The organism is Alkalibacterium subtropicum, assembly GCF_900112455.1.
Lineage (GTDB): Bacteria > Bacillota > Bacilli > Lactobacillales > Carnobacteriaceae_A > Alkalibacterium > Alkalibacterium subtropicum.
Window position 1 is genome coordinate 308,392 of record NZ_FOLT01000003.1, and the last position, 24,407, is coordinate 332,798.

Consider the following 24,407-nt stretch of genomic DNA (forward strand, 5'->3'; position numbering starts at 1 on the left):
AATTCTCTGAATTTATGTTTATTGCATCATAAATGATACTATAATATACTTTGATTATCAAACAATTATTTTGTATCGATTTGAAACATGTTATACTATACTGTGTTTAGAGAGGTGTGAAAAATGTGCTGATCGTCCTGCTTCAATCCCTGCAGTTTCTGCTTGTCATTATGGTCGCTTACCTGTTCAAAAAAATCAGGATTTTTAAAGCCACTGATGGTATCGTACTGCAGAAAATCATTTTAAACTTGACCTTGCCGGCAACGATCGTCGTCGGCTTTAACGCGGTAACTGTTGAGCCTATTTTATTTATAATGATATCTTTAGGTCTGGTTTCCAACCTCGGACTCGTTCTGATCGGCGGGTACGTGTGGCGAAAAAAAGATGCCCCCAACCAGTCACTGATGATGTTCAGTCAAGCCGGTTACAATATTGGAAACTTTACCATTCCTTTTGTGCAGGGCTTCTTCCCCGCCGCAATTCCTTATATCGGCAGCTTCGATATGGGTAACGCTTTAATGATTTTTGGCGGCACTCCCATGGTCGTAGATAAAATGACCCAACAGCGTCGATCTAATAATCATTTATTCAGGACCTTCCTGAACTTGTTCCGTTCTCCATCCTTTACTACTTACATAATCATGTTTTCACTGGCACTCGTCGGCATCGTGCTCCCGGAAAATGTACTTTCCATCTTCAGGCTCTTTTCCAGTGGCAATGCCTTTCTCGCCATGTTTATGGTAGGGTTATATTTGGATATACGCATCGATGCGAACGCGCTGAAGAAGGTCCTGGTTTTACTTTTCACTCGCTATGCTTTAGGTATCGGCTTAGCCCTTGTTTTCTACTTCTTCCTGCCTTTACCAGATATCGTACGCATGTCCCTTGTTCTTTTGGCTCTGGCGCCGATCGGAACAGTTGCAACGATCAATATCATCGCATATGAATCCGAACGTTCATTAGCCAGTTTCCTTGCTTCCGCAAGCATCATGGTCTCTCTTGTTCTCATGACACTGGCACTTGTATTTATTCTGTAATTTCCCGATAAGAATAAGGAGCTTTGGAAAGGTTCCTTATGGTCACATAGTTATTTTGCCAGTACGGTAGGCAAGGTGTCTAAAGATGACTTCATGCAATTAGTCAATGATGAACTGACAAAGTCCAACAGCGGGCGTTCGACTGGATGAAACCGGGGTTTCCTTACTAACGTTCCAAATAATTCCCGTTTCATGTTAATAAAACATGCGCTCTTCAGCTGGATCGAACCAGGCTTAGAGCGCATGTTTATTTTAATTATTAAACTACCGCAGAATACACGGCCCTTCCCCAGACGATTGACCTGTCAATCCAGACTGATCAAATCAAGGATCTCGTCTTTTGTCTTTAAATAATTCTTATCCATCTCTATGCGGTGAGTATCTGACCGAAACGCCGAATACGTATAATCCATCTCGATTTCCTGCAGGATTCGTCCCGGCTGCTTTGACATGACGATGACTCGCGTCCCCAAAGCCATGGCTTCATCCACATCATGTGTGATCATCAGCACCGTATTGCCGTTTTCTTTCCATACATTTCGGATCAGCCCCTGCATGTTCAAACGAGTCAGGGCATCAAGGGCGCCTAGAGGTTCGTCCATGAGGATCAGTTCCGGTTCATTGGCGAGCACTCTGGCTAAAGCGACACGCTGCTTCATCCCGCCAGAGAGCTCAAAAATGTTTTTTCCGGCATCTTGAGACAAGCCGATCTGCTCTAATATGTGTTCTGTTTTTTCCTGTATCACTTCTCGTTCCACCCCTCTGATCCTGGGACCAAAGGTTATATTTTGTTCAACCGTCAACCAGGGATAAAGCGTCGGGGACTGGAACACGACAGCTTTGTGCCAGTCCGGTCCCTCGATCGGCCGGTCCTGAAAGACCGCTTCTCCTTTTGTCGGAAACTGATAGCCGGCGATGATTTTGAGCAGCGTACTTTTTCCGCAGCCTGAGGGGCCGAGAACACAGATGAACTCCCCCTTATTCACTTTTAAATCGATATTTTCCAGTGCCGTCGTCTGCTGTGAACCTTCACCAAAAATCATGGATACATTCTTCAGATTTATAAGCTGCTGTTTTTCATCCATATGTTTACCTTCCCAGAACTCTTTCGATAAATTGTGGATCGATAAATCCATCATAAACTGACTGCTCAGGAGACGTTTGAATCGAACCCTGCTCTTCAAGAAAATCGCCTGTCTCTTTCATCACTTTAGAAAAATCTCCAGGTTTTTCAGTGGTACCCAGATAATCCTGGGTGATCTGGTCCTCAGGAGAAAGCCATAGGGAACCCTCCATCTGTTTCAAAGCATCCTCTGGATCTATTTCCAGGGATTCTGAGACGATTTCTGCCGCTTCATTAGAATCCTGACGGTAAATATCTCCCCCGGCAATGGTCGCTTCGATGAAATCAGCAACGATCTCCGGGTTCTGTTCTGAAAATGCCTGACGTGTCAGCAGTACATTCGCGGTTTTGTGTCCCATCTCTGCCACTTCAGCTGAGGATAGTATCGTTTTTCCGTCCTCCAGCAGTTTTCCGAGTGAAGGCTGCCAGGTGTAGGCGGCATCGATATCGCCTCTTTCCCAGGCGGCCACAATATCCATTGTCTGCATGTCCAGAAGCTCCACCTCATCTGAAATACCTTCCTCTTTAAGTGACTGAAGCAAACTATAGTGGGAGGTCGATGCAAACGTTGTGGCTATCTTTCGGCCTTCGAGGTCTTTGATTTCTTCGATCCCCGCTCCTTCCCTCACTGCAAGAGCTTCGATTTCTCCTAAAACTTCATGGATCCAGATCATTTCTGCTCCAATGTCTGTGGCCAGCGCGATGATGCCATTCGTATTACCCATTGAAGCAAAATCGATGCTTCCAGATGCCAGGGCCTTGTTCGCGTCCACCCCGGAGTCGAACGCGATAAAGTTCGTCTTGATCCCTTTTTCTGCAAAATGTTCCTCGTATAGGCCAGAAGATAGAGAAACCATCTCATCATTCGGTACGCGCAGATAGCCGATGTTTATTTCATCCACCTGATTCGGCTCCGCGGTGGTCCCGCTGGAGCAACCGGCTAAACTTAAAGCCCCGAGACTCGAAACAGCAAACACCAGGTTGGTTATATTTTTCATTTTCATCATTCTTATTCGTTTCCTTTCCAAAAAATAAATTTTCGTTCAAGTAAGATAAACAGTCCATCCATCAAGAGTCCCGTGATACCCATCAGAATGATCCCGACAAACATCACATCTGATTTCAGGTATCTTGATGCATCGATGACCATCCAGCCGATCCCAGATGTCGCCGCAGTCATTTCTGCCGCGACGAGCGTCGTGTAGGCAAACCCGCTCGCCGTACGTACGCCAGTGAAAATATCCGGCATGGCAGCGGGCAGGATGATTTTCATGAAAACATCTTTCTGAGATGCCCCCAGCGACTGTGCACTTAACACATAGTCACGATTAATACTGCTTACTGCAGCTACACAGGCGATGTATACAGGTGCAAAGGCAGCTAAATATAATAAAGTGATTTTCGATCCATCTTCAATGCCCATCCATAAAATCAGTAAAGCATAATAGGCCAATGGTGGAATTGGCCGGTAAAACTGAACGAGCGAATCGATGATGGCTCTGAATTTAGGAAAAAAGCCACTCAACAGGCCCAGCGGGATCGCCGTTATTATCGCTAAAAACAGTGAACCGAAAAGCCGTATGAAACTGTCACCCAGATGCTGCCACAAGCTGATCTGGTTATAGCCCTCCTGCATAATCTGGACTAACGCTCGCCACACCTGCTGCGGTGAAGGCAAGATGTGTGAGGACAGTCCTTCCGATCGTGTCGCCGCCACCCAAACCAGCAGTATCACCACCCATGTTCCTAATGTGAGAGCCCGTTCAAGGTGCGTATCCATTTTCTGTCGCTTCATTGTTCCCTCCGAAATAAAAAGTGTGGTGCCCGACATCAAAAAGAAGAAAAATTCGTGTAGAATTTTTCTTCTCAAGTGATTTGTTAAGCAAAATTGTAATCTGTAACGATTGGATCTCTATTCAGTCTTACATCATTGAAGTATTCATACTCGCTCACACCAAGGAATGAACCATCGATGTTATAGATGTTTGAATAACCCAAGTGTCCCAAAGCCCGGACCATGTTATAACTGCGCTGACTTGAACGACAGTGGACATACACCGGCTGATCTTTAGGTATTTCATCCAGACGATCACGGAATTGACTCAGCGGGATATTGACTGCGCCCTTAATGTGACTTTTAGCATATTCATTTTCTTCACGGGCATCGATGATCATCGCTTTGTTTTCTACTAATTCTCTAACTTTTGTTACAGGTACTTTTTTGAATTCTCCATTAAGAATGTTCAATCCTACCAGTACTGCATGATTGACGACATCTTTGGCTGTTGAGAAATGAGGAGAGTATGTGAGTTCCAGTTCTTTCAGCTGTTCAAGGTTTCCGTGCAGCATGATCGCTGTGGCTATGACATCTATACGCTTGTCTACATTACCCTTACCTATGGCCTGTGCACCGATGATCTGACCTGAAGGCACAGCAAAGATAAGCTTGAAGAACAAGTTTTCTGCATCCGGCATGAGACCCACTTTATCTTTTGGAATGACATAAGCAAAATCATAGTCGATGCCTGCAGCCTTCAACTGCTTTTCATTGAGACCAGTGTTAGCAGCATTTAAATCAAACATTTTGACACTTGATGAGCCTATCACACCGGTATTCAAATAGGTTCGTCCATATTCATGGTCCACTGCCGCACGTGCCTGTCGCTGAGCAGGCCCTGCCAGTGTCAGCATTTTTTTCTTGCGTGTAAAGAAACACGTGCTTTCGATCGCGTCTCCAACAGCATAGATCGAAGGATCAGACGTTTGATAATGATGATTGACCTTTATGCCCCCGGTTTGTCCCAAATCCAATCCCGCTTTGACAGCAAGTGTTGTTTCTGGACGCACACCTATAGACATGACGACAGCCTGAGCCTTGACTTCTTTCCCTGATTGGAGAACGACGTGATCCTCATTGATTTCTGTCACCGCATCTTCTAAAATCAGTTCGATGCCATTTCTCATGATTTCTCTGTTCATTATTTGGACCATGTCATAATCCATTGATGCCATTACCTGATTTTGGGCTTCGATTATCGTTACTGCATACCCGGCTTTTTTCAGGTTCTCTGCAACTTCCAGACCGATATAGCCTCCGCCGACTACGGCCACGTCTTTCACGTCATGAGCTGTCGTATAACTCATCAAACCTTCTACATCCGGTACAGTCTTCATGACAAAGACGTGCGGGTCATTGATACCTTTGATATTCTGAGGTAAAATCGCTTTTGCGCCAGGAGATAAGAAAAGGACATCGTATGACTCAGTATATGATTCACCTGTTTGATGATTCTTGACTTCAACAGTTTTGTCTTCGCGGTTGATTTCAATGACTTCATTATACACACGCGCATCGATCTTGTACTGTGAGTCGAATTTGCTCGGCTGCATCAGAATCAGATCCTGTGACTCTTCAACTTCGCCACTGATGTGAAAGGGGATACTGCAGTTTGAAAAAGATACATAAGGTCCCTTTTCAAACATAATGATTTCTGCCTGTTCATCCAATCTTCTTACGCGAGCAGCAACAGAGGCTCCTCCGGCAACGCCACCTACGATCAATACTTTTTTACTCATTTTATTTCTCCTCCTAATATTTTACTTGCATTTCATTCACAGCGGTCAAGAGCATACCTTTTTAGGGAAGGCCCACGTGTCTGCTCCTCTATTGAAGATCACCCCTGCCCGATAACAGTCGAGGTAAAAACCGGTTATATTTACTTACAAGTGAACACTGAGTGTCATTTTTTCATTCAGAACCCAAAGAGATGTCCCTCAAGAAACAGTCTGTTAGTGAAAAATTTCACTTATAAAAGCATTATTCTATTTGCATCTTACACTTTAACCTGTAAACTGATCATTGTAAAATAGTATTTAAGAATGTCTCTATAACCAGATGTTATGATATTGTGTAGAAAATCCCGCTAAAACCGTTTCCTTTACTCATTTATCCGTCATGTGTCTGCTATACTTTGTGAATAAATGAGTAAATTCTTAGTCAAGTTGTTCGCTGTTTTCTGTCATGGTATAGTTACTAGAGAAAACATTCAAACGAAAGTAGGTTCAAGAAGCGATGTTGGATTATCGTTATAAAACATTTTTAGTGGTGGCAAACGAACTCAATTACACCAAAGCCGCAAAAAAATTATCGCTTAGTCAGCCAGCAGTGAGCAAGCACATCCGATATATTGAACAGCATCTGAACACCAAACTCGTCAACTATGAGGATCGCCAGTTGACTCTGACACGTAAAGGCTTGTTTTTAAAGAAAAAAATAGAAGAATTAGAGGCTGAAATCGAAGATGTGAAATTGCACCTTTCTGATAAAGTCCCCGAGCGCCATGTTACGCTTGGGGCCAGCCGAACGATCGGAGAGTATTTTATCCCTTCTTATACAGAGCTTCTGAATATTCCTGATTTGAAAATAGATTTAGTGGTCGACAATACGACCCGGCTGCTGAATCACCTCGAAGAAGGCAAAATCAAATATGCCTTTATTTCAGGACCGGTGGACACAGAAAAATATTGTACGCGCCCCTTCTATCGCGATTCCGTCATCCTGGCATGCTCGCCTGAACATCCATTGGCCGGAAAAAAAGTTTCCATAAATGAATTGTTTACCGAAAATTTGCTCTCGCGGGAGCAGGGATCCGGTGTATGTGACAGTGTCGAACAGTTCTTTAAAAAGCATGGACTCACGTGTGACCAGTTTAGACACAACACACGTATCGGAAATATCGCTCTATTAAAAAATTATATAGCAGCGAACAAAGGCATTGGTTTTCTTTACGCCATTTCTGTTATCGAGGAACTTGATGCTCATATACTCGACACGATCACGATCGAAGATGTGTCCTTCTATCAGGATTTTTATTTAGTCTGTGACAAAACAAATGCCAATAAAGATGAGATCGATAAAATCATTCATTTGTTCACAAAAAACCTCGATGCCGACCTGTAGATGCTCAGTTCTGCCGACCCGTTTTTCACTGGCGGCTTACTTCCGTCTTTGAATCAACATGGCGTATGATCATTCAAAAAGGCTCAAAAAACGTTCAATGACTGAATCGGATTCAGTCACTGAACGTTTTTTTGATCGATTAATTTGCTGACACATCATCAGCTCGCATTTACTCACTGAATATGACACGCCATTTTTCACTATTCCTCAGGTATGATCACTGCGAGAATAATATAAAGCAGAAAATCCAGCGGTCCAAGAACAACGAACAATACCCTCACTGCCAGTGAAGAAATACCGAAGAATTCAGCGATCCCACCGCAGACACCTGCAAATATACGATCAGAAGTCGATCGTCTCAATTTTTTACCATTCATATATGAGCCTCCTTTAATCATTGATGGTTGGTACTTTCAGTTTAACCGAAACGAAAGAATTATTCTAACCAGAGCCTCTTTATTTGAACTCTTTCCTCCTCAACCACCAGGCCGTCACGGCGCCTAAAAGAACCGCAGCAATGATCACGATCCATGAGCCAAAAGGAGTTTCTCTGCCGATCATGCCGTTCGTATTGATCCCGAACAGACTGAAAATCAGCGTGGGGATGGAAATGACTAGAGCCCAGGTCTGCAGATATTCCATGATGGTGTTCAGTTTGTTGTCGATGCTGTCTGACAGGAGTCCGCTGGTCGATTCCACTAAGTCTCTGTATAGGTGGATACGATAGTGCGCTTTTTTCACGACCAGACGAATATCTTCACGGTGATTGATACTTAAATTTTTATCAACGAGAGGATGGTTCAGAAAGCGGCTCAGGCTTTCCTCATAGTCGTCCAGGCGGCTGGAGGCGATCACCACTTCCTGTTCGAGATCGGTCAGCTGCAATAAGACCTCCCGATTCGCTTTCTCTTTCGTCTGACTTTCCACTTCCACGATCCGTGTCTGAAGATCGTCAAGGACTGCCGAAAGATCGGCATACACTTCCATGATTTCTTCATAAATATAGTCGATGGCAGACTGGGATCGTTCCATTGCGGTAACCGTATCCTTATGTTTCGATGCACCTGTCCAGATCAGGGTCATGTCTGGTGCAGCATAACTGGTTATGGACCGTGACGCTGGTTCAAGTTTGGAAAATTCACTTTTATCCCATAACGGCATATGTAAAATGAATCCTTCTTCATTTAAATGGGTGTAATATGACTGCATGCTTGCTATGGCTTTTTCTTCCTTCGATTCAAAAAAGGACACCGGCAGGCCGAGTACATTGATCAGTTTATTCTTCTCTGTCTCTGACGGGCAGCTCATAATGATCCAGTTACCCCTAGGTCGATGATTTAAGTGTTGTCCTTCAGTCAGCATCCTTTCACCCTCGCTTTCTCCAATCTGTTCTCTGTTTCCAGTGTACTCTTAATATCTGAAAACGTCATCTTTTATGTGTCCAGCCCCCCACGAAAGGACTTGAGTCGAATTTTCGTGAGATATAAGGTAAACTTGATATAACTTGATATTCCTAGAAAGGAGGGACAGGCGTCAGACTGACTGATGCGAAATCATGCTATTATCCGGTGTCCTTATGACTGCTTTTGTCATCATTCATTTTTTTTCGATCCATCTGAAATTTGAAAAAATCGGCCTGCGTCGTTTCATTTCTTTTTCCGCCGGCGTAGGCATCGCCTATGTTTTTATTCATTTATGGCCTGCAGTGGCTCATACTCAGGCTATAGCGGAAGAACACATTCAGTGGCTGGAAGGTCATGTTATGCACTATGCTTTATACATGGTGGCACTCAGCGGATTAGTCCTTGTCTATGTGCTGGATAGACTCATATCAAAAGCTTATGAAGATGAAGAAATCCGGAAACCCAATGTCACAGAATCAGCTCTCTTCTGGTCCCATATCGCTTTCTTTTCACTTTACAATATGATGATCGGCTATCTACTTACTTACCGGAATGTCTTGAATACCTCTCTCCTGATTTTCTTTGTGGCCTTTGCGCTTCATTTCATTACCAACGACTGGGGGCTGCGCCATCACCATGAAGAAGCCTATGATCATTATGGCAGGCAGATCCTTTCGATCAGTATCCTCATTGGCTACCTTATCGGACACTGGAGCGACTTTCCCGAATACTTTATCGGTAGCGTAGAGGCTTTCGTTACTGGAGCGATGACGCTGAACGTCGTGAAACACGAGCTTCCCTCAGAAAGGGAAGGTAATCTGGAGGGATTCATCACCGGTGTACTGAGTGCCAGTTTCCTGTTTATTTTATTGTGATATTCAGTTAAAAAGAGGCCAGGACAAAAAAGTCCCGGCCTCTCCTTTTTTAGGGCACATTTAATAGTAGTCAGCAGAAAGATGACGTTGCTGGCTTTACCTTTGTCATCTCAAAGGTAAAGCTGCTTTGAGTGGGTAAGCAATTCGTCGGGCCTACCAACTGGCTAGTATTTATTTGTTCGAGCTAGTATACTATGTTCTAGGCTTACTATCTCAAAGATGATTTTTCTATCGAGATGGTACGGGAATATGAAAGCTTACCAACTTGATGTCAATTATTCCAATGAGTAAGTATGCGTCGAGATATGCATACCATCTCGATCTGCATTCACCCCTCGATTTAGTACGCGCTCCCCTAGGCTTACCAGCTCGAGTACCATCAGCTTGCCCAGTTAGTCTTCCAGTTATTTCCAGTACCCGTTCAGCTACACCTTCGCTCCTGAGTTGGACATATTCTTTGCCAAAGCCTCAAAACGGGGTGAGGCTGGAACAAAAGTCCCGGTTCTCAAAAGGAGAAAAAGTAAAAAGCAACACTATTTTGTATTAGTCTACAAAATAGCGTTGCTTTTTTTACTTACTAGAGTTTAAGTGAGACTTTTGTCAGAGCGTCTTTCAGATTAAAACATGTTCTTCAGTTCCGCTATATCACTGATCACATTGTCAGCCTGCGCCAGCTCTTCCTTCTGACCGAAGCCATAAGAACAGCCGATCGCATAGGTCTGATCCAGTTCGCCTACTTCAAGATCCTGATGTCTGTCTCCGACGATCGCATACTCAGACGGATATTTGTGCTTGAAGTCCGCCACGATTTCTTTCTTGGATTTTTTGAAATCATACATTTCAGTGCAGTACATATCGGTAAAGTAGTCTCTCAAGTTGAACATATCCGCATGAGACTCCATATAATCGATAGAACAGTTGCTCAAAAAAATCAGTGTGTATTTTTCTTTCAGATATGCCAGTGTTTCTAACGCATCGGGATATAAATGCGCTTCTTTCCTGCTGATCTTATCGACCATCGTTTCTCCGATCAGACGCGAAGCCTCGTTTTTATGAGCATCCACTAAATGCGGCATAAACAGCTCCCACATTTCTTTTTTACTGTAACCCAGCCAGCGCGTGATCTCCTGATCCTGGAAAACTTTTTCCGGAGCCTGTTCATTTTCAACCAGGTAAGCATAGGCACGCTTGAACGCAGGGATGTATATCCTGCTGCTGTCATGCAGCGTCCCGTCATAATCAAAGATAATGGTCTTGACGTTTTTAAATTTGGTCATTACGACAGCTTCTTCAGCAAGTTAGCCATTTCTATAGCGCCAACAGCCATATCTACTCCTTTGTTTCCTGCTTTTGTGCCGGCACGTTCTATGGCCTGTTCGATGTTCTCCGTCGTCAGGACGCCGAACATCACCGGAACACCCGTTGCATCTGAAGCAGCAGAAACGCCTTTAGCCACTTCCGAACAGACATAATCATAATGTGTTGTTGCGCCTCTGATCACTGCGCCCAAAGTGATGATCGCATCATATTTTCCTGAAGCTGCCATTTTCTTAGCTACCAGTGGGATCTCGTAAGCCCCTGGGACCCACGCCACATCAATGTCAGACTCCTCTACGCCGTGTCTCGTTAATGTCCCCAGTGAGCCTTCAAGCAGTCTGGAGCCGATAAAGTCGTTGAACCGTCCGACAACGATACCTATTTTCAAATCTGTCCCTACTAACTGTCCTTCGATCGTATTCATTGTTATCCATTCCTTCCAAAATTTATTTTTTACAAATCTAAATAATGACCCATTTTATTTTTCTTCGTGGCAAGATAGTCTCTGTCTTCATCCGTTATTTTCGTTTGGATCGGGATACGGTTTTCGATTTTCAAGCCGTATTTATCCAGTGTGGAGATTTTGATCGGGTTGTTCGTCATCAGGTTCAAGCGGCTGACACCCAGATCGTCAAAGATCTGCTTGCATTCGTAATACTCTCTCGCATCCACCGGCAATCCAAGCAGCAGATTGGCTTCGATCGTGTCATGTCCCTGATCCTGAAGGGCATACGCCTTGATTTTATTGACCAGACCGATGCCGCGCCCTTCCTGACGCATATAAACGAGGACACCACGGCCTTCTTCAGCGATCTTTTCTAAAGCTGTTTCCAGCTGTTCCCCACAGTCACATTTTTTTGAACCGAAGACGTCCCCCGTCAGGCATTCGGAATGAATACGGCATAGAACAGGTTCGCCATCAGAGACATCCCCTTTGACCAAAGCAACATGATGTTCACCTGTGAATTTGTGTTCGTAAGCATAAATGTCAAACTCACCATATTTGGTCGGCAGCTTGGCTTTTGATTCTCTGACGATAAGCTCTTCGTTGGCTTTTCTATATTCGATCAGATCAGTGATCGTGCCTATTTTCAGATCATGTTCTTCTGCAACTTTAAACAGGTCATCCCGTCTGGCCATCGATCCGTCGTCATTCATGATTTCACAGCACAAGCCAACGGGTTTCAGCCCGGACAAACGCATCAAGTCGACGGTCGCTTCCGTGTGACCATTTCTTGCCAGCACGCCGCCTTCAACAGCTTCCAGTGGGAACATATGCCCCGGGCGCTTGAAATCATTGGGTGTGGCGCCTTCTTCGACCGTTTTCATGGCAGTAAGCGAACGTTCACCTGCTGAGATACCTGTCGTTGTATCTGCATGATCGATCGAAATAGTGAAGGCTGTGGTATGTTCATCCGTGTTCAGTGAACTCATCTGCGGCAGTCCCAGTTTTTTTGTATACTCTTTGGTCATCGGCATACAGATCAGTCCGCGGGCATATTTCGCCATAAAATTCACATTTTCAGGTGTCGCAAATTCAGCGGCACACACAAAGTCGCCTTCATTTTCCCTGTCTTCATCGTCAACGATGATGACGTTTTTTCCCTGCTTCAAATCTTCCAGCAGGTCTTCGATTTTATCAAACATTTATTCGCTCCTATCCTTTATCAAAATCCGTTATTTTTTAGAAATGCTTCCGTCAATGCTGATTTTGGGACCTCTTTTTGAGAAGACAGTCCCAAGAGTTTTTCGACATATTTTCCGATCAGATCGACTTCCAGGTTCACTCTGTCGCCCACAGCATGCTTCAATAGAGTGGTTTCATCAGCCGTATGCGGAATGATGGACACTTTAAAGTCTTTATCCGACACTGCCGCTACAGTCAGGCTGATCCCGTCAATGGCTATCGAGCCCTTTTCAATAACGTAGCGCAAAAGCTCCGGGCCTGCCTTGACGGTGACCCATACCGCATTGTCATCCTTTTTGAAATCAGTAATGATGCCTGTCCCGTCGATATGACCGCTGACCATGTGTCCGCCTAACCTTGTCTGCAGATTCAGGGCCCGTTCCAGATTGATTTTACTGCCGCTATACATATCACCCAAAGAGGTCCGCTCTAGTGTTTCCGACATCACGTCGACAGTGAACTCCTTGTCCGTCATACTAGTGACCGTCAGACAGATCCCGCTGGTCATGATGCTGTCGCCGATTTTAGTATCCTCAAGGACTTTATCAGCTTTGATCGTCAGTTCGCTCGATTTCGCACCCTTTTTCACCTTTTTAAGTTCACCGATTTCTTCTACGATTCCTGTAAACATTCATTGTCCCTCCCGTAAATAACCTTCTACAAATATATCTTCACTCATTTTAGTCACCTGCATGTCTGACAGGCCATAGGCTTCTTTCATCGTTTCGACACCACGTCCCATGACTGGTGATATAGCCTCTTCACCGCCGATGATCTTCGGTGCGACGTAGATGTTGACTTTATCGATGATCCCTGCTTCTAAAGCCGCTGCATTCAAGGTGCCGCCGCCTTCAAGCAGGATACTGTCTATGCCTTTTCCTCCAAGGATCTCCAGCGCTTTTTCAAGATCCACTTTCCCATCCTGTTCAGGAACAGTCAGGACTTCCACTCCTATCTGCTCTATTTCCCGTCGCATGCTCAGCGATGCATGTTCGGTTGTAAGAATCAGCGTCTTTGCTTCATCCTGATCTTTCAAGATCTTGGAATCAAGCGGAACACGCAACTGACTGTCCAGTACGATGCGCACCGGATTCGGGTAGCCTGGCACCCGACAGGTGAGCTGTGGATCGTCTTTCAAGACCGTGCCGATGCCTACCATGATGCCTGACAGATAGCCTCTCAGGTGATGCGCATGTTCTCTGGACTCCTCAGATGAGATCCACTTCGAATCCCCTGTATGGGTGGCTATCTTGCCGTCCAAAGACATGGCATACTTCATCAGGACAAAGGGAGTCTGGGTCGTGATGAATTTATTGAACACTTCGTTCAGCTTATTGCTTTCTGCTTCCAGCACACCTTCAACGACATCGATACCCGCTTTTCTTATCCGCTCAAGACCCCTGCCGGAAACCAGCGGATTCGGATCCGTGGCCGCGACCACGACTTTTTTCAGTTTCTTATCGATGATCAGATTCGAACACGGAGGTGTTTTTCCGTAATGAGAACACGGTTCAAGGGTGACATATATCGTTGCCCCCTCTACCGATTCTGTGGCTGAACTGATCGCGTTGACCTCTGCATGGGCCTCGCCAAATTTTTCATGATACCCTTCGCCGATGATCTGACCGTTTTTAACGATCACAGCGCCGACCATGGGATTGGGCGAAGTGAAGCCCCGCCCTTTCTCAGCCAGTTCCAGTGCACGTTTCATATATTTTCTGTCCATTGATTTATCCTTTCACTGCATTAAAAAAGCCCCGAATCGCGGTAGATTCAGGGCAATGCAAATAGGTCTTTGACTTTAAAAAACTATATCCCAAAAGAGGCTTCCCCTCTAGTCTGATCCCATAAAAAATGCCCTGGAATAAAAAATTCCAGGGCATTCAAAAAGACGACGTCAGTTTATCTGAACGCTCCTTGATGGACCATTCAGACTCATAGTTTTGTCATTGATACTGTCTTCTTTCATCCAGACTATACTGTCGGCTTCGGAATCTGACCGAATCTGCCTTGCGGCTCGTGGGCTATACCACCGGTAGGGACTCGCACCCTGCCCTGAAGACTATTTAGTTGTTTGTCCCTTTAAGGATATAACGGAGTTAAGTATATGTCAATAAATATTTACTCCGAATCCGTATTTTTCACCAGCACAGCCACGCCCATACCGCCGCCGATGCAAAGAGAAGCCAGACCGTATTTCAGTCCGCGTTGTTTCATGACGTGGATCAGTGTGACCAGGATACGGTTCCCGCTGGCCCCCACCGGATGACCGAGAGCGATCGCGCCGCCGTTCAGATTGGTGCGTTCCAGCATATAGTCTTTAGAAACACCGAATTCTTCGGTTATCTCCTGTATGACGCCCAGACTTTGTGAAGCAAACGCTTCATTCAGTTCAAAGACGTCGATATCTTCAAATGAGATATCTGCTTTTTTCATAGCCTGCCTGATGGCCGGGGTCGGGCCCAGCCCCATGACAGACGGATCCACACCGCCCTGACCGACAGCTACGATTTCGACCAGCGGCTTCAAGTCATTGGCCTTCAAATATTCTTCCCCGACAACTAGTGTCGCACTGGCGCCATCGTTGATACCGGACGCATTGCCCGCCGTTACGGAACCGTCCTTTTTAAAGGCCGGCCGCAGACCGTTCAGTTTCTCTTCTGATGTTTTACGGTTCGGGTACTCATCTGTATCCACGACTACCGTCTCGCGCCGTACTTTCGTTTCAACAGGAACGATTTCGTCCTTGAACGAACCATTGTCCACGGCTTCGATTGCACGCTGCTGAGAAGTGATCGCGAATGTATCCTGCTCTTCTCTTGAAATACCATAGCGTTCAACGATGTTTTCAGCTGTGACACCCATATGATAGCCTTCAAACGCATCCGTCAAGGCATCATCCAGCATGTGATCACCGACTTTATAACCGGCCATTTTGTGTCCGGATCGCGTACTGCCCGGAATCAGGTAGGGGGCCTGACTCATCGATTCTGTCCCACCGGCAATGATGGCTTGATATTCGCCGGATTTAACGCCAAGGTAGGCATTGATGACTGTTTTCAGTCCACTCCCGCAGACCATATTCAGTGAATAAGCAGGCACTTCCACTTGGATCCCTGCTTTGATCGACGCTTGTCGCGCAACCCCCTGGCCTTGTCCTGCGGGAAGTACATTCCCCAGGACGACTTCGTCGATATCTTCATGTCTAATGCCGCTTTGTTCAAGGACACCTTTGATTGCGTAACTCCCGAGATCGGAAGCAGATACTCCTTTCAAGGCACCTAAAAAAGAACCGATCGGCGTGCGTTTTGCTCCTGCAATGTATACTCTGTTCATTTATTCCATCCTTTCGTTATGTGGGTAGATTCCATTGACCAGCATATCCATGACTTCATCCAGTATCGGATCAAGGTCTGTCTGATCATCAAAAATCGCATATCTTAAACCAATGAAGTTGGTGATCCCCATCAGCATATAGGATAAGGCTTCAGGATCATAGTCTGCTATGATCTCACCCTTTTTCTGAGCGATCAGGATCTGTTTTATATAATTTTCTGAAAATTTAGTATAATAATCGACAAATAACTTTTTATCCACGTAAAGCGCCTGCCAGATCACATTATACATCGACGGGCGTTTCCTGACTAAGCGGATGAACGTTTCGATACCCATTCGTTCTGCTTCGATACGTGTGCCAGCTGTCCTTACACTCTCAGCGATCGTTTTCCTGATAAAGTGACCGTATTCTGACAGAATAGCCTGGTACAGGCTGTGTTTATCTTCAAAATAAATATAAAATGTCCCGATGCCTACTTCAGCGGCTTTCGTAATATCTTTGATCGACGTCTTGTAGTACCCTTTCTCACTGAATAACCGTTCTGCTTCAAGAATGATCTTGTCTAGGGTCTCCTGGCCTTTTTCTGTTTTAGGTTGATTGACATACTTCATCGTACTTCTCCTTTAACAAACAATCAGATTTTTTTCATTTTATCACAAAACGGTCAAAGTCTATCTATAATACATAGGTTGTCTTCATTTCACTGACAAACCCCTTCAGTATGCTCACGAACAAACGCGGCTTTTCATACATGATCGCATGCCCGCTTTTCGGCACATAGATGAGTTCAGAGTCCTTAATGTGATCATTCAGATATTCCTGCTGATAGAACGGGGTTACGAAATCATATTGGGCACCGACAATGAGCGTCGGCATATCAAGTTCAGACAACCTGTCCTTTACATCATACCCCACTGAACTGTCCGTCAGGCGGATCATTGCTTGTATAAAGGTCTCATCGCCAAATAGAGGCAGCAGGATCTCTTTTCTCTTCTCCATCCACTCCCTGTTTTCCGTAAAGAACAAAGGGGAGTAAATGAACGGGATCGTCGTTAAGTAATAGGCTTCGGGATCGTGGGTGGCCTTGTTCCAGGCATTGCCGACTTCTTCCAGCCAATAGGAGGTTTCAGCAGAGGTGTTGAATAAAATGAGTTTTTTTACGGCTGCTGGATAACGCAGGGCATACTGAACGGCTATTTCTCCGCCATAAGAGATCCCGAATAAATTGACAGGTTTATCAGTGACCTCTGCAAGCAGTTCTCTGACCGCTTCGATCTGGAGGTCATGTCTGTAGGGACCGCTCATTTTATCGGACTGTCCCTGATCCAAAAAGTCGATCAGTATCAGCTGATTCCGTTCCGATAAAGGTCCGACGAATTCCTTCCAGCTTGCTGTAGACATCATGATGCCGTTAAATATGACTAAAGGGTCCCCTTTTCCATGCATTTCATAATACAGTTTTTTACCGCTGCTCAGCGTAAATTGCATCTAAATCCCCACCTATTATATTCAGCTCTTTGGCCTGCTGCCACAGCTCGTTTCTGAATTTAGGATGAGCAATGGCAATGAGACGTTCAACACGTTCGTTGACCGTTGTCCCTCTCAATTCTGCAACGCCATATTCCGTTACGACATGATCCACATCGTTACGCTGAAGGGAAACGACGGCTCCCGGAGTAAGGAACGGAACGATCTTGCTTCTTTCTTCGCGTTCGCCTGTCTCTTTATTCCTGATCATTGCCGTGGAATACAAAGCGATAAAGGACTTCCCGTTTTTTGCGTCCTGTGCCCCGCGGGCTGTGTCTGCCTGTCCCCCTGTCCCGCTATACTGGATCGGACCAATGGATTCTGATGCACATTGGCCGGTCAAGTCGATCTCCAGTGTCGTGTTGATCGAAACCTGATTGTCATTTTGAGCAATAATGCTCGGATGATTGACATAGTTCCCATCAAGGACCATCACCGACGGGTTGTCATCGACGAAATCATAGAGCAGCTGGTTGCCCATGATGAATGTCGTAACGATTTTTCCTTTATGGAGGGTTTTCTTTGAACCATTGATAACACCGGCTTGAGCCAGCTTCGCAATTTCAGAGGTCAGCATTTCTGTATGGATACCTAAGTTTTTCTTGTCATACAAGGCGGCGGCGACAGCGTTAGGTATCCCGCCGATCCCAAACTGCAGATTGTCTCCATCTTGAATGTAATCTGCAATATACTGTCCGATTTTCTTGTCTTTCTCATTCGACTCGACATGCGGCAGTTCAGGCACCTCATAATCGGCTTCAATAAAATAGTCGACATCAGAAACATGCACGTCCACGTCTCCAAATGTCCGCGGGAACTTTTTGTTCGTTTCCAGAATCACGATATCTGCTGCATCCATCATCCGCTTTTCATACGTGTTACCCATAGAAAGCGAAACAAACCCGTGCTTATCCACAGCTGAACACGCACCGACATAGATCGACGGCTGTTTATGTGCCAAGCGTTTGGTGGCTGCAAAATGCAGATTGTTGGGAATGAAACTGGCATTCCCGTTTCTATGCAAAGCTCTGACAGCTGGAGAATAGAACCAGCCATTGATGAAGAAAACATCTTTATACTTTTCTTCCATAAAATCGAATTTATTCATAGGCAGACAGTTCGTGACCGATACATTTTCCACCTTGTCCGCGACCAGATGGAGGGATTCCATAAAACTGCGTCCTTCTGAACAGCCTAATCCCGTAACGATCTCATCATTTGACTTTACCAGATTCACTGCTTCTTCTGGTGTGATGATATTCATTGACTCCATTATAAACACCTTCCTTACCATTTTTATACTCTTCTACAAGAAAGGACTAGGTTTCCCTAGCCCCTCTATTGTAATTCAAACTAATTAATTATTTCCTAAAATTTCTTCGATACTCTTCAGCTCTTCCACGACTACCCATTCCGTTGAGCCTTCTATGCGGGAGAGATTCATTTCCTGAGTGCCGACACGTTGTCCGTCTCCAAAGTCGATTTCTCCACCGAATGGATTGTCGATCGGCTCAGACTCCATTGCATCGATATAAGCATCCCATGTCGGTGTTTCCTCTCCTAAACGGTCCATCCCTTCAGTAAAGAAGTGGCCCGCGATCCAGCCTGTCATAGCGTAAACATTATTGTCGTATTCATCATCGATCCACTCGTTCATCATGGCTAAACTTTCTAAGGATTCTTCTGATTCCAAATCGACCCAGCCATTGCCGTATACATCGAATTGGCCATCGATGTCATTCCAGATCTGCTGTGAAATGCTGGCATCAACGTTGACATACGAGGTGATCAAATCAGCCGTACTGCCTTGAGCGACAAGTGCTTTGACGATCGTCGGGATCGTGTTCTGAATCGCTGCACCGATGACAAAATCGACGTCTTCGTTAACGATAGAGGTGACAGCTGCCGAGACATCTGTTGCTCCTGCAGGGACCTGTTCTGAAACCAGCTCAACTCCCAGATCTTCGGCTTTCTGTTCTGCACCTTTCAGCATATCGAGGCCAGCATCATCGTTTGTGTAGATGACACCGACTTTTTCGGCACCAAAGTCACCCACTGCGCGGGAAAGCATCATTTCACCCTCAGTCGTGTAGATGGGCTGGACCGGCATGGCTACACGGTCGCTGCCTTCAGCCTGTGCATTATAAAGCTGACCAATACCCGCTGCAAAATAGACGGCAGGGATCCCATAGTCTTTGATATCATCGATCGTTGCTGCAATGACTGGTGTGCCGAAGTGACCGACCAGTGCGAAGACTTCTTCATCTTCCACTAAAGTCTGAAGGGCTGCACGACCGATCGCCGGATCGAATTCATCATCAGTATGCACAAATTCGATTTCTCTGCCATGCACGCCTCCGTCATTGTTGACCATTTCAAAATATGCGCGGATACCTGCGTTAAAGGGCGATCCTACTGGTGCCAGTGCACCGGACGTTGCGGCTGAGTTTCCGACCTTGATGGAATCCTCGGTAATACCTTGTGCCGGTTCCACGCTTTCTTCTGTTTCCGTCTCATTAGACCCTGTATCTTCTCCAGCGCTCGTATCTGTCTCATCGTTTCCGTTCCCGCAGGCGGCCAATGTCAATGCGACGGCTGCTGTTCCTAAAATTCTTGCCCATTTTGCTTTCATCATGTTTTTTCCTCCTAGACTTTTGTCTGATTTTTAGTTTGTAACCGTTCCTAAGTAAGCTTCCGCCAATGAGGAGTCATTCATCAACTCATGGGCTTCACCTTCTTTGCTGATCGAGCCTACTTCCAGTACATACGCATAGTCAGCGATCTTCAGTGTCTGCGCTGCATTCTGCTCAACGATAACGACTGTCACACCATCTTTTGCGATCGTGTTCACTATTTCTAAAATCTCTTTAACTAAAAGCGGAGCCAGTCCCAGCGATGGTTCATCAAGAAGAAGAACTTTCGGATTATTCATCAATGCCCGTCCGATCGCCAACATCTGCTGTTCCCCACCGGAAAGGGTCGACGCCACCTGATTTTTTCTTTCTCTAAGGACTGGAAAATAGCGGTACACCTTTTCAAAATTTTCCTTCAGGATTTTTTTGCTTTTGATGATGTATGCTCCTATTTTTAAATTTTCTTCTACTGTTAAGTCGCCGAATATCTGCCTCCCTTCAGGTGACTGGCTGATCCCGCTCGAAGTGATGCTTTCTGGAGCCAGTTTATCCAAGCGTTCACCTTTAAATAAGATCGTTCCGTTAGATGGCTTGATCACACCAGAAAGTGTTCTGAGTGTCGTTGTTTTCCCTGCGCCGTTTGCACCCAAGAGCGCCACGACCTGGCCTTCATAAACTGTGATATTGATTGCCTTTAAAGCCCGGATCGGACCGTAGTGCACTTCCAGATCTTTGATTTCCAGTATAGGTTCTTTACTCAAGTTCTCCCTCCTCTCCCAGGTAAGCTTTCTGAACTTCCGGATTCGACTGGATCTCCTTCGGTGTACCGACTGCTATTCTTTTTCCAAATGAGATCGCACAGATATGGTCGCAGATATCCATGACGAGTCTCATATCATGTTCGACCAGCAGTATCGTGGTCTGGTAGGTTTCTCTGATCTGTTTTATACGTAGGGCCAGTTCTTTTGTTTCCGTATCATTCAGCCCCGCTGCCGGTTCATCAAGAATGATGAGCTCCGGATCGGACATGAGTGTTCGAGCAATCTCCACTTTTTTCTGAACCCCATACGGCTGACTCCCTGCAATAAGGTCTTTCAAATGAGCAATATCAAGAAAAGCCAGTATTTTTTCAGCTTTCTCCCTGGAGTCTGCTTCATCTTGCCTTATAGCTTTTCTGTTAAAAAGCTGCCCCAGCAAAGGCTGTTTCATTACATGATGCGCACCGATCAGTACATTGTCCATGATCGAGAGTTCTCTAATGAGTTCCACGTTTTGAAAGGTACGCACGATGCCTTCATCGATGATTTCATGAACATTCAGATCCATTAGATTCGTTTCTTTTCCTTTGGCATTAACAAAATGGATTCTTCCGGAGTCGGCCTTATAGAATTGTGTGATACAGTTGAAGATCGTTGTTTTTCCTGCACCATTCGGACCGATCAAACCGAAAATCTCATGGCGTTCTATCGCAAACGAGAGATCATCTACAGCTTTCAGTCCTCCAAAGGCGATGGATACATCCTCGATCTTCAGTGCCAGTTCTTTCGTCTTAGACGGTGTCATTTTCTCTCACCTCAGCTCGGGTCAAATTTTTCTTCTCAGTTTTTGTCTGGCCAAAGGCATCGCGTTTGCCTTTACGTCTGGCCAGCCAATGTGATACCTGATGTTTGATATTAGCCAGCCCATTAGGGTAATAGAGGATGAAAATGATGATCAGTATCCCTTTTACCAGGGGTGTGATGTTGGCTAATGCCGGGATGGGTTTTAAAAACAATTCACTCATGGCAAATATGATGAATGAACCGATGAATGTCCCAAAGATCGATCGGAACCCGCCAACGACGATAATGGCCAGAAAATCCAGCGACAGCATCAGATTCCAGGTCGTTGGATAAGACAGGCCTACATAGTGAACATAAAGGACACCTGAGACGGAAGCTAAAACTGTCGCGATCCCGAAAGCGATCAGGCGGTACTTGAAAATATTTACTCCCATAGCCTGAGCTGCAGCTTCGGACCCTCGCATGGCGTTTAATGCTCTTCCTAAATGGCCTTTAGTCAAATTGTGTATCAGGATGAAGATCAGCACCATAACGACTACGATCAAATAGTACGTCTGTATGCGATCCAGTCGAAACGTGCCGAAAAGTTCCGGCCGACCTGCCAGGGCGCCAGTTGCGCCCCCTGTAAAGGACGTCACGTTGATAAAGATTTCTCTGAAAATCTCAGCTACGACCAGTGTGGCGATACCCAGGTAAATCCCTTCGAACTTCAAGGACAGTATGCCGACCAATATCCCTAAAAGTGTAGGGATCACGATGGCAGCCAGTACGGCTAATTCAAAGGGCAAAGCCATCGTTTCAGTGACATAAGCTGAAATATACGCGGCCAGCCCCATGAAACCGGCAGTCCCCAGCGAGATCAGACCTGAGAAACCAAGCAGGACGTTCAACCCGAGTGCGGCGATCGTGTAGATGATGGTCGTTCCTATTACCGTTACGGTGCTGTTTCTTATTGCTCCGGCTTCCGCCAGATAAGGCAAAGTGAGTAACACCAGTCCCAGCAGGATAAATTGACTATAAGGATGTTTCATTATTTTTTTCATCATTACACCTTCTTCAATCGTTGTTTACCGAATATGCCGTAAGGTTTGAAATACATGATCAGCAGCAGGACGGCATACAGCAGCGGTTTGCCCCAGATCGTCCCACTTGGCATATACACTTGAAAAATATTCAACAAAACCGAAATGCCGTAAGCCGCTATGACCGGCCCGTGAAAGGTCGCAAACCCTCCGACGACCGTTGCCAGAAAGGCTGTGATCTGTACATCGTTCATAAATGTCAGTGAGACGGAAGAATAAGGTGCAGTCATCAGTCCACTGATCAGCGAAAGAACGATCGCGACCGCCCATGCAGCCATAGTGACTGTTTTGGTCGGCACCCCCATTATTCGTGCCGTTGTCTCATTTGATGCCGTTGTGCGGATAGCTAGACCAATTTTTGTTTTCTGGATCGTTGCGAACATGGTCAGCATGATGAAGATCCCGAACAAGATATTGAAGAGCGCGTTGTAGGAAAACGGCGTCCCCATGATCGTCAGCGTTCCGCTTGAAATAAACCGCGGCAGCGAGAGATTATCCACCCCAAAGAATATGGGTGTCAGTCCGAGAAAAACGGAAATCAGTCCTAGGGTGATGATCTGTTTTCCGACGGGCCCGGCTTTAGACGCTCGCCTTATGATCACGATATCGATCAGCACACCTAATATGACAGCACTTACTATGCCGATGGGAATAGCCGCATAAAGGCTCCATCCCTGTCTCATCACAAGTGTAGCAACCAGAAAGGTATTGAACATGCCCAGTGTAGCCTGAGCAAAGTTCGTCGTGTAGGAAGTCTTGTAGACCAAGATGATACTCAAGGCTGACAACGCGTAAAAACTTCCATATTCCAAACTTCTTAAAAAGACACCAATAAAGTTAGCCATCCGCTTTCCCCCATTTGATGATGTCAGCTGCCCATACATAGCCTATACCGGCTGCAATCGAACAGACAACCGTTCCTTCTCTGATTTTTCCCTGTTCCAGACCAGCTTTCAGGGATAGAATCTGGTCGATCTGCCCTAAATGACCGTAGTCTTCAAGATAAACCGTCTGCTCCGGAGTAAGATCCAAATCTTCCAGTATCGCTCTGTGTCCTGAACGCTTCATATGCAGAACATCCAAGTAATCGATATCCTCCCGGGTCATTTCACTTTTCTCCAGAGCATGGTCGATGCATTTCATCCAGTTGATCATGGAAACATCATTCAGACGTTCTTTCATTTTAACCGGTTCAAGTAGTTTTAATGTCCGCTTCGAGTGCTCCACATTTTCTGCTGTATACGGATTCTCGATCCCTCCGACTTCCACCCCTGCCGTCCGGGCAAGCGATCCGTCGCTGATGATATGTGACCCCAGCAGCAGGTTCTCATCGTGATTTTTTTTAAGCAGGAGGGCGCCCCCACCGGCTGACAGGTTATACATCATCGAGTTCATCGGATCAGAGTAGTCGATCAAATCGCCGTTCCTGTATCCGCCGGCAATCAAAATCGTATCGATAGCCTCATCAGCAACCAGCATATCTTTGGCCATCTTCAATGCCGTGACCGTTGTGCAGCATCTGTTCTGTACATCGATCCCCCAGGCATTTTCAGCTCCGATCCTGTCCTGGATATAAATAGCCGATGTCGTCAGCGGGTATTCTTTCCACTCTTCCCCAAAACATAAGATCACATCGATGTCCTTCGGGTCTACTCCTGTATTTTCGATCAGATCAAGCGCTGCCAAAGCACCCATTTCCTGGGTCCCTTCGCCTTCACCAGCAAGATAGATCTGATTGATACCGAGTTTTTCCCTGACAGCTTCCTCTGTCCATCTTCCTTTTGTTTCTTCAGCTATCTCTTTTGCAGACATCGTTTTCTCAGGAAGGTATAAGCCAATGCCTGCAATTCCTACATTTGTCATT

24 protein-coding genes, 1 pseudogene and 1 riboswitch are annotated in these 24,407 nt (G+C 45.6%); of the genes and pseudogenes, 4 read left to right on the forward strand and 21 right to left on the reverse strand.

Annotated elements, in window-relative coordinates; genetic code table 11:
• Positions 1-116 precede the first annotated feature (116 nt).
• Together BM049_RS04905 and BM049_RS12180 are read left to right on the forward strand one after the other, a co-directional pair.
• A complete protein-coding gene (locus tag BM049_RS04905) occupies positions 117-1,037 on the forward strand; it encodes an AEC family transporter (protein WP_245751861.1) in 921 nt (306 codons plus the stop codon).
• 12 nt (positions 1,038-1,049) lie between these two features.
• Positions 1,050-1,187 (forward strand): annotated as a pseudogene (locus BM049_RS12180) (transposase); the annotation flags it as partial.
• Between the two features lie 155 nt (positions 1,188-1,342).
• Here BM049_RS12180 and BM049_RS04910 read toward each other — a convergent pair.
• The 4 genes from BM049_RS04910 to BM049_RS04925 all read right to left on the reverse strand — a co-directional run bounded on the left by BM049_RS04910 (position 1,343) and on the right by BM049_RS04925 (position 5,736).
• Positions 1,343-2,176 carry an ABC transporter ATP-binding protein gene (locus tag BM049_RS04910; protein ID WP_245751862.1) on the reverse strand — a complete coding sequence of 278 codons (834 nt, stop codon included), beginning with the start codon at positions 2,174-2,176 and terminating at the stop codon, positions 1,343-1,345.
• Positions 2,127-3,167, reverse strand: a complete 1,041-nt coding sequence (locus BM049_RS04915) for a taurine ABC transporter substrate-binding protein (protein ID WP_218147201.1) — start codon at positions 3,165-3,167, stop codon at positions 2,127-2,129. The genes BM049_RS04910 and BM049_RS04915 overlap by 50 nt, the downstream gene beginning before the upstream one ends.
• Before the next feature lie 2 nt (positions 3,168-3,169).
• Positions 3,170-3,955, reverse strand: a complete 786-nt coding sequence (locus BM049_RS04920) for an ABC transporter permease (protein ID WP_091529129.1) — start codon at positions 3,953-3,955, stop codon at positions 3,170-3,172.
• A gap of 83 nt (positions 3,956-4,038) precedes the next feature.
• Complete coding sequence (locus BM049_RS04925) at positions 4,039-5,736, reverse strand: FAD-dependent oxidoreductase (protein WP_091529131.1); 1,698 nt, start codon at positions 5,734-5,736, stop codon at positions 4,039-4,041.
• A 496-nt stretch (positions 5,737-6,232) separates the two neighbouring features.
• Here BM049_RS04925 and BM049_RS04930 point away from each other — a divergent pair, with 496 nt between their 5' ends.
• The gene (locus tag BM049_RS04930) at positions 6,233-7,120 is read left to right on the forward strand and encodes a LysR family transcriptional regulator (protein WP_091529133.1); all 888 of its coding nucleotides are present in this window, start codon (positions 6,233-6,235) and stop codon (positions 7,118-7,120) included.
• Positions 7,121-7,320: 200 nt separating this feature from the next.
• Here the strand turns inward: BM049_RS04930 and BM049_RS04935 are convergent, their stop codons facing one another.
• Positions 7,321-7,497: a PspC domain-containing protein gene (locus tag BM049_RS04935; RefSeq protein ID WP_091529135.1), complete on the reverse strand. Its 177-nt coding sequence runs from the start codon at positions 7,495-7,497 to the stop codon at positions 7,321-7,323.
• A 79-nt stretch (positions 7,498-7,576) separates the two neighbouring features.
• Positions 7,577-8,428: a CorA family divalent cation transporter gene (locus BM049_RS04940; RefSeq protein ID WP_177188595.1), complete on the reverse strand. Its 852-nt coding sequence runs from the start codon at positions 8,426-8,428 to the stop codon at positions 7,577-7,579.
• 268 nt (positions 8,429-8,696) lie between these two features.
• On the opposite strand from BM049_RS04940, the gene BM049_RS04945 reads away from it, so the two are divergent.
• A complete protein-coding gene (locus tag BM049_RS04945; RefSeq protein ID WP_143079457.1) occupies positions 8,697-9,398 on the forward strand; it encodes a hypothetical protein in 702 nt (233 codons plus the stop codon).
• Between the two features lie 617 nt (positions 9,399-10,015).
• Here the strand turns inward: BM049_RS04945 and BM049_RS04950 are convergent.
• The 15 genes from BM049_RS04950 to BM049_RS05020 form a co-directional block, all read right to left on the reverse strand.
• The gene (locus tag BM049_RS04950; protein ID WP_091529140.1) at positions 10,016-10,675 is read right to left on the reverse strand and encodes an HAD family hydrolase; all 660 of its coding nucleotides are present in this window, start codon (positions 10,673-10,675) and stop codon (positions 10,016-10,018) included.
• Entirely contained in the window at positions 10,675-11,139 is a 465-nt protein-coding gene (gene ribH, locus BM049_RS04955; protein WP_091529141.1) for a 6,7-dimethyl-8-ribityllumazine synthase, read from the reverse strand. The genes BM049_RS04950 and ribH overlap by 1 nt, the downstream gene beginning before the upstream one ends.
• A 29-nt stretch (positions 11,140-11,168) precedes the next feature.
• Entirely contained in the window at positions 11,169-12,362 is a 1,194-nt protein-coding gene (locus BM049_RS04960) for a bifunctional 3,4-dihydroxy-2-butanone-4-phosphate synthase/GTP cyclohydrolase II (RefSeq protein ID WP_091529143.1), read from the reverse strand.
• 20 nt (positions 12,363-12,382) lie between these two features.
• Positions 12,383-13,033, reverse strand: a complete 651-nt coding sequence (locus tag BM049_RS04965; RefSeq protein ID WP_091529144.1) for a riboflavin synthase — start codon at positions 13,031-13,033, stop codon at positions 12,383-12,385.
• Complete coding sequence (gene ribD / locus BM049_RS04970; protein ID WP_091529146.1) at positions 13,034-14,128, reverse strand: bifunctional diaminohydroxyphosphoribosylaminopyrimidine deaminase/5-amino-6-(5-phosphoribosylamino)uracil reductase RibD; 1,095 nt, start codon at positions 14,126-14,128, stop codon at positions 13,034-13,036. It lies immediately after the preceding gene.
• A gap of 227 nt (positions 14,129-14,355) precedes the next feature.
• Positions 14,356-14,469: riboswitch (FMN riboswitch) on the reverse strand.
• A 54-nt stretch (positions 14,470-14,523) separates the two neighbouring features.
• Positions 14,524-15,738, reverse strand: coding sequence for an acetyl-CoA C-acetyltransferase (locus tag BM049_RS04975; RefSeq protein WP_091529147.1), 1,215 nt, complete (start codon positions 15,736-15,738; stop codon positions 14,524-14,526).
• Positions 15,739-16,350 carry a TetR/AcrR family transcriptional regulator gene (locus BM049_RS04980; protein ID WP_091529149.1) on the reverse strand — a complete coding sequence of 204 codons (612 nt, stop codon included), beginning with the start codon at positions 16,348-16,350 and terminating at the stop codon, positions 15,739-15,741.
• A gap of 64 nt (positions 16,351-16,414) precedes the next feature.
• Positions 16,415-17,227: an alpha/beta fold hydrolase gene (locus BM049_RS04985; protein WP_091529151.1), complete on the reverse strand. Its 813-nt coding sequence runs from the start codon at positions 17,225-17,227 to the stop codon at positions 16,415-16,417.
• Positions 17,202-18,539 carry an acetyl-CoA hydrolase/transferase family protein gene (locus BM049_RS04990; protein WP_218147202.1) on the reverse strand — a complete coding sequence of 446 codons (1,338 nt, stop codon included), beginning with the start codon at positions 18,537-18,539 and terminating at the stop codon, positions 17,202-17,204. Before BM049_RS04990 ends, BM049_RS04985 begins: the two co-directional genes overlap by 26 nt.
• An 84-nt stretch (positions 18,540-18,623) precedes the next feature.
• Positions 18,624-19,901: an ABC transporter substrate-binding protein gene (locus BM049_RS04995; protein WP_091529154.1), complete on the reverse strand. Its 1,278-nt coding sequence runs from the start codon at positions 19,899-19,901 to the stop codon at positions 18,624-18,626.
• A gap of 30 nt (positions 19,902-19,931) precedes the next feature.
• Positions 19,932-20,645 carry an ABC transporter ATP-binding protein gene (locus BM049_RS05000; RefSeq protein WP_091529213.1) on the reverse strand — a complete coding sequence of 238 codons (714 nt, stop codon included), beginning with the start codon at positions 20,643-20,645 and terminating at the stop codon, positions 19,932-19,934.
• A 7-nt stretch (positions 20,646-20,652) separates the two neighbouring features.
• Positions 20,653-21,462, reverse strand: a complete 810-nt coding sequence (locus tag BM049_RS05005; protein ID WP_091529155.1) for an ABC transporter ATP-binding protein — start codon at positions 21,460-21,462, stop codon at positions 20,653-20,655.
• A complete protein-coding gene (locus BM049_RS05010; RefSeq protein WP_091529157.1) occupies positions 21,449-22,507 on the reverse strand; it encodes a branched-chain amino acid ABC transporter permease in 1,059 nt (352 codons plus the stop codon). Before BM049_RS05010 ends, BM049_RS05005 begins: the two co-directional genes overlap by 14 nt.
• Entirely contained in the window at positions 22,507-23,388 is an 882-nt protein-coding gene (locus tag BM049_RS05015) for a branched-chain amino acid ABC transporter permease (RefSeq protein WP_091529158.1), read from the reverse strand. The genes BM049_RS05010 and BM049_RS05015 overlap by 1 nt, the downstream gene beginning before the upstream one ends.
• Complete coding sequence (locus BM049_RS05020) at positions 23,381-24,406, reverse strand: 3-oxoacyl-ACP synthase (RefSeq protein WP_091529160.1); 1,026 nt, start codon at positions 24,404-24,406, stop codon at positions 23,381-23,383. The genes BM049_RS05015 and BM049_RS05020 overlap by 8 nt, the downstream gene beginning before the upstream one ends.
• Position 24,407 lies beyond the last annotated feature (1 nt).

Coding starts and splice junctions, on each gene's coding strand:
- BM049_RS04915 (WP_218147201.1), bottom strand. CDS start 3,167: ATGATGAAAATGAAAAATATAACCAACCTGGTGTTTGCTGTTTCGAGT.
- BM049_RS04945 (WP_143079457.1), top strand. CDS start 8,697: ATGACTGCTTTTGTCATCATTCATTTTTTTTCGATCCATCTGAAATTT.
- ribD (WP_091529146.1), bottom strand. CDS start 14,128: ATGGACAGAAAATATATGAAACGTGCACTGGAACTGGCTGAGAAAGGG.
- BM049_RS04960 (WP_091529143.1), bottom strand. CDS start 12,362: ATGTTTGATAAAATCGAAGACCTGCTGGAAGATTTGAAGCAGGGAAAA.
- BM049_RS05020 (WP_091529160.1), bottom strand. CDS start 24,406: ATGACAAATGTAGGAATTGCAGGCATTGGCTTATACCTTCCTGAGAAA.
- BM049_RS04910 (WP_245751862.1), bottom strand. CDS start 2,176: ATGATGGATTTATCGATCCACAATTTATCGAAAGAGTTCTGGGAAGGT.
- BM049_RS04985 (WP_091529151.1), bottom strand. CDS start 17,227: ATGCAATTTACGCTGAGCAGCGGTAAAAAACTGTATTATGAAATGCAT.
- BM049_RS04975 (WP_091529147.1), bottom strand. CDS start 15,738: ATGAACAGAGTATACATTGCAGGAGCAAAACGCACGCCGATCGGTTCT.
- BM049_RS04990 (WP_218147202.1), bottom strand. CDS start 18,539: ATGGAGTCAATGAATATCATCACACCAGAAGAAGCAGTGAATCTGGTA.
- BM049_RS05010 (WP_091529157.1), bottom strand. CDS start 22,507: ATGATGAAAAAAATAATGAAACATCCTTATAGTCAATTTATCCTGCTG.
- ribH (WP_091529141.1), bottom strand. CDS start 11,139: ATGAATACGATCGAAGGACAGTTAGTAGGGACAGATTTGAAAATAGGT.
- BM049_RS04935 (WP_091529135.1), bottom strand. CDS start 7,497: ATGAATGGTAAAAAATTGAGACGATCGACTTCTGATCGTATATTTGCA.
- BM049_RS05005 (WP_091529155.1), bottom strand. CDS start 21,462: ATGACACCGTCTAAGACGAAAGAACTGGCACTGAAGATCGAGGATGTA.
- BM049_RS04920 (WP_091529129.1), bottom strand. CDS start 3,955: ATGAAGCGACAGAAAATGGATACGCACCTTGAACGGGCTCTCACATTA.
- BM049_RS04950 (WP_091529140.1), bottom strand. CDS start 10,675: ATGACCAAATTTAAAAACGTCAAGACCATTATCTTTGATTATGACGGG.
- BM049_RS04965 (WP_091529144.1), bottom strand. CDS start 13,033: ATGTTTACAGGAATCGTAGAAGAAATCGGTGAACTTAAAAAGGTGAAA.
- BM049_RS04940 (WP_177188595.1), bottom strand. CDS start 8,428: ATGAGCTGCCCGTCAGAGACAGAGAAGAATAAACTGATCAATGTACTC.
- BM049_RS05015 (WP_091529158.1), bottom strand. CDS start 23,388: ATGGCTAACTTTATTGGTGTCTTTTTAAGAAGTTTGGAATATGGAAGT.
- BM049_RS04980 (WP_091529149.1), bottom strand. CDS start 16,350: ATGAAGTATGTCAATCAACCTAAAACAGAAAAAGGCCAGGAGACCCTA.
- BM049_RS04925 (WP_091529131.1), bottom strand. CDS start 5,736: ATGAGTAAAAAAGTATTGATCGTAGGTGGCGTTGCCGGAGGAGCCTCT.
- BM049_RS04930 (WP_091529133.1), top strand. CDS start 6,233: ATGTTGGATTATCGTTATAAAACATTTTTAGTGGTGGCAAACGAACTC.
- BM049_RS04995 (WP_091529154.1), bottom strand. CDS start 19,901: ATGATGAAAGCAAAATGGGCAAGAATTTTAGGAACAGCAGCCGTCGCA.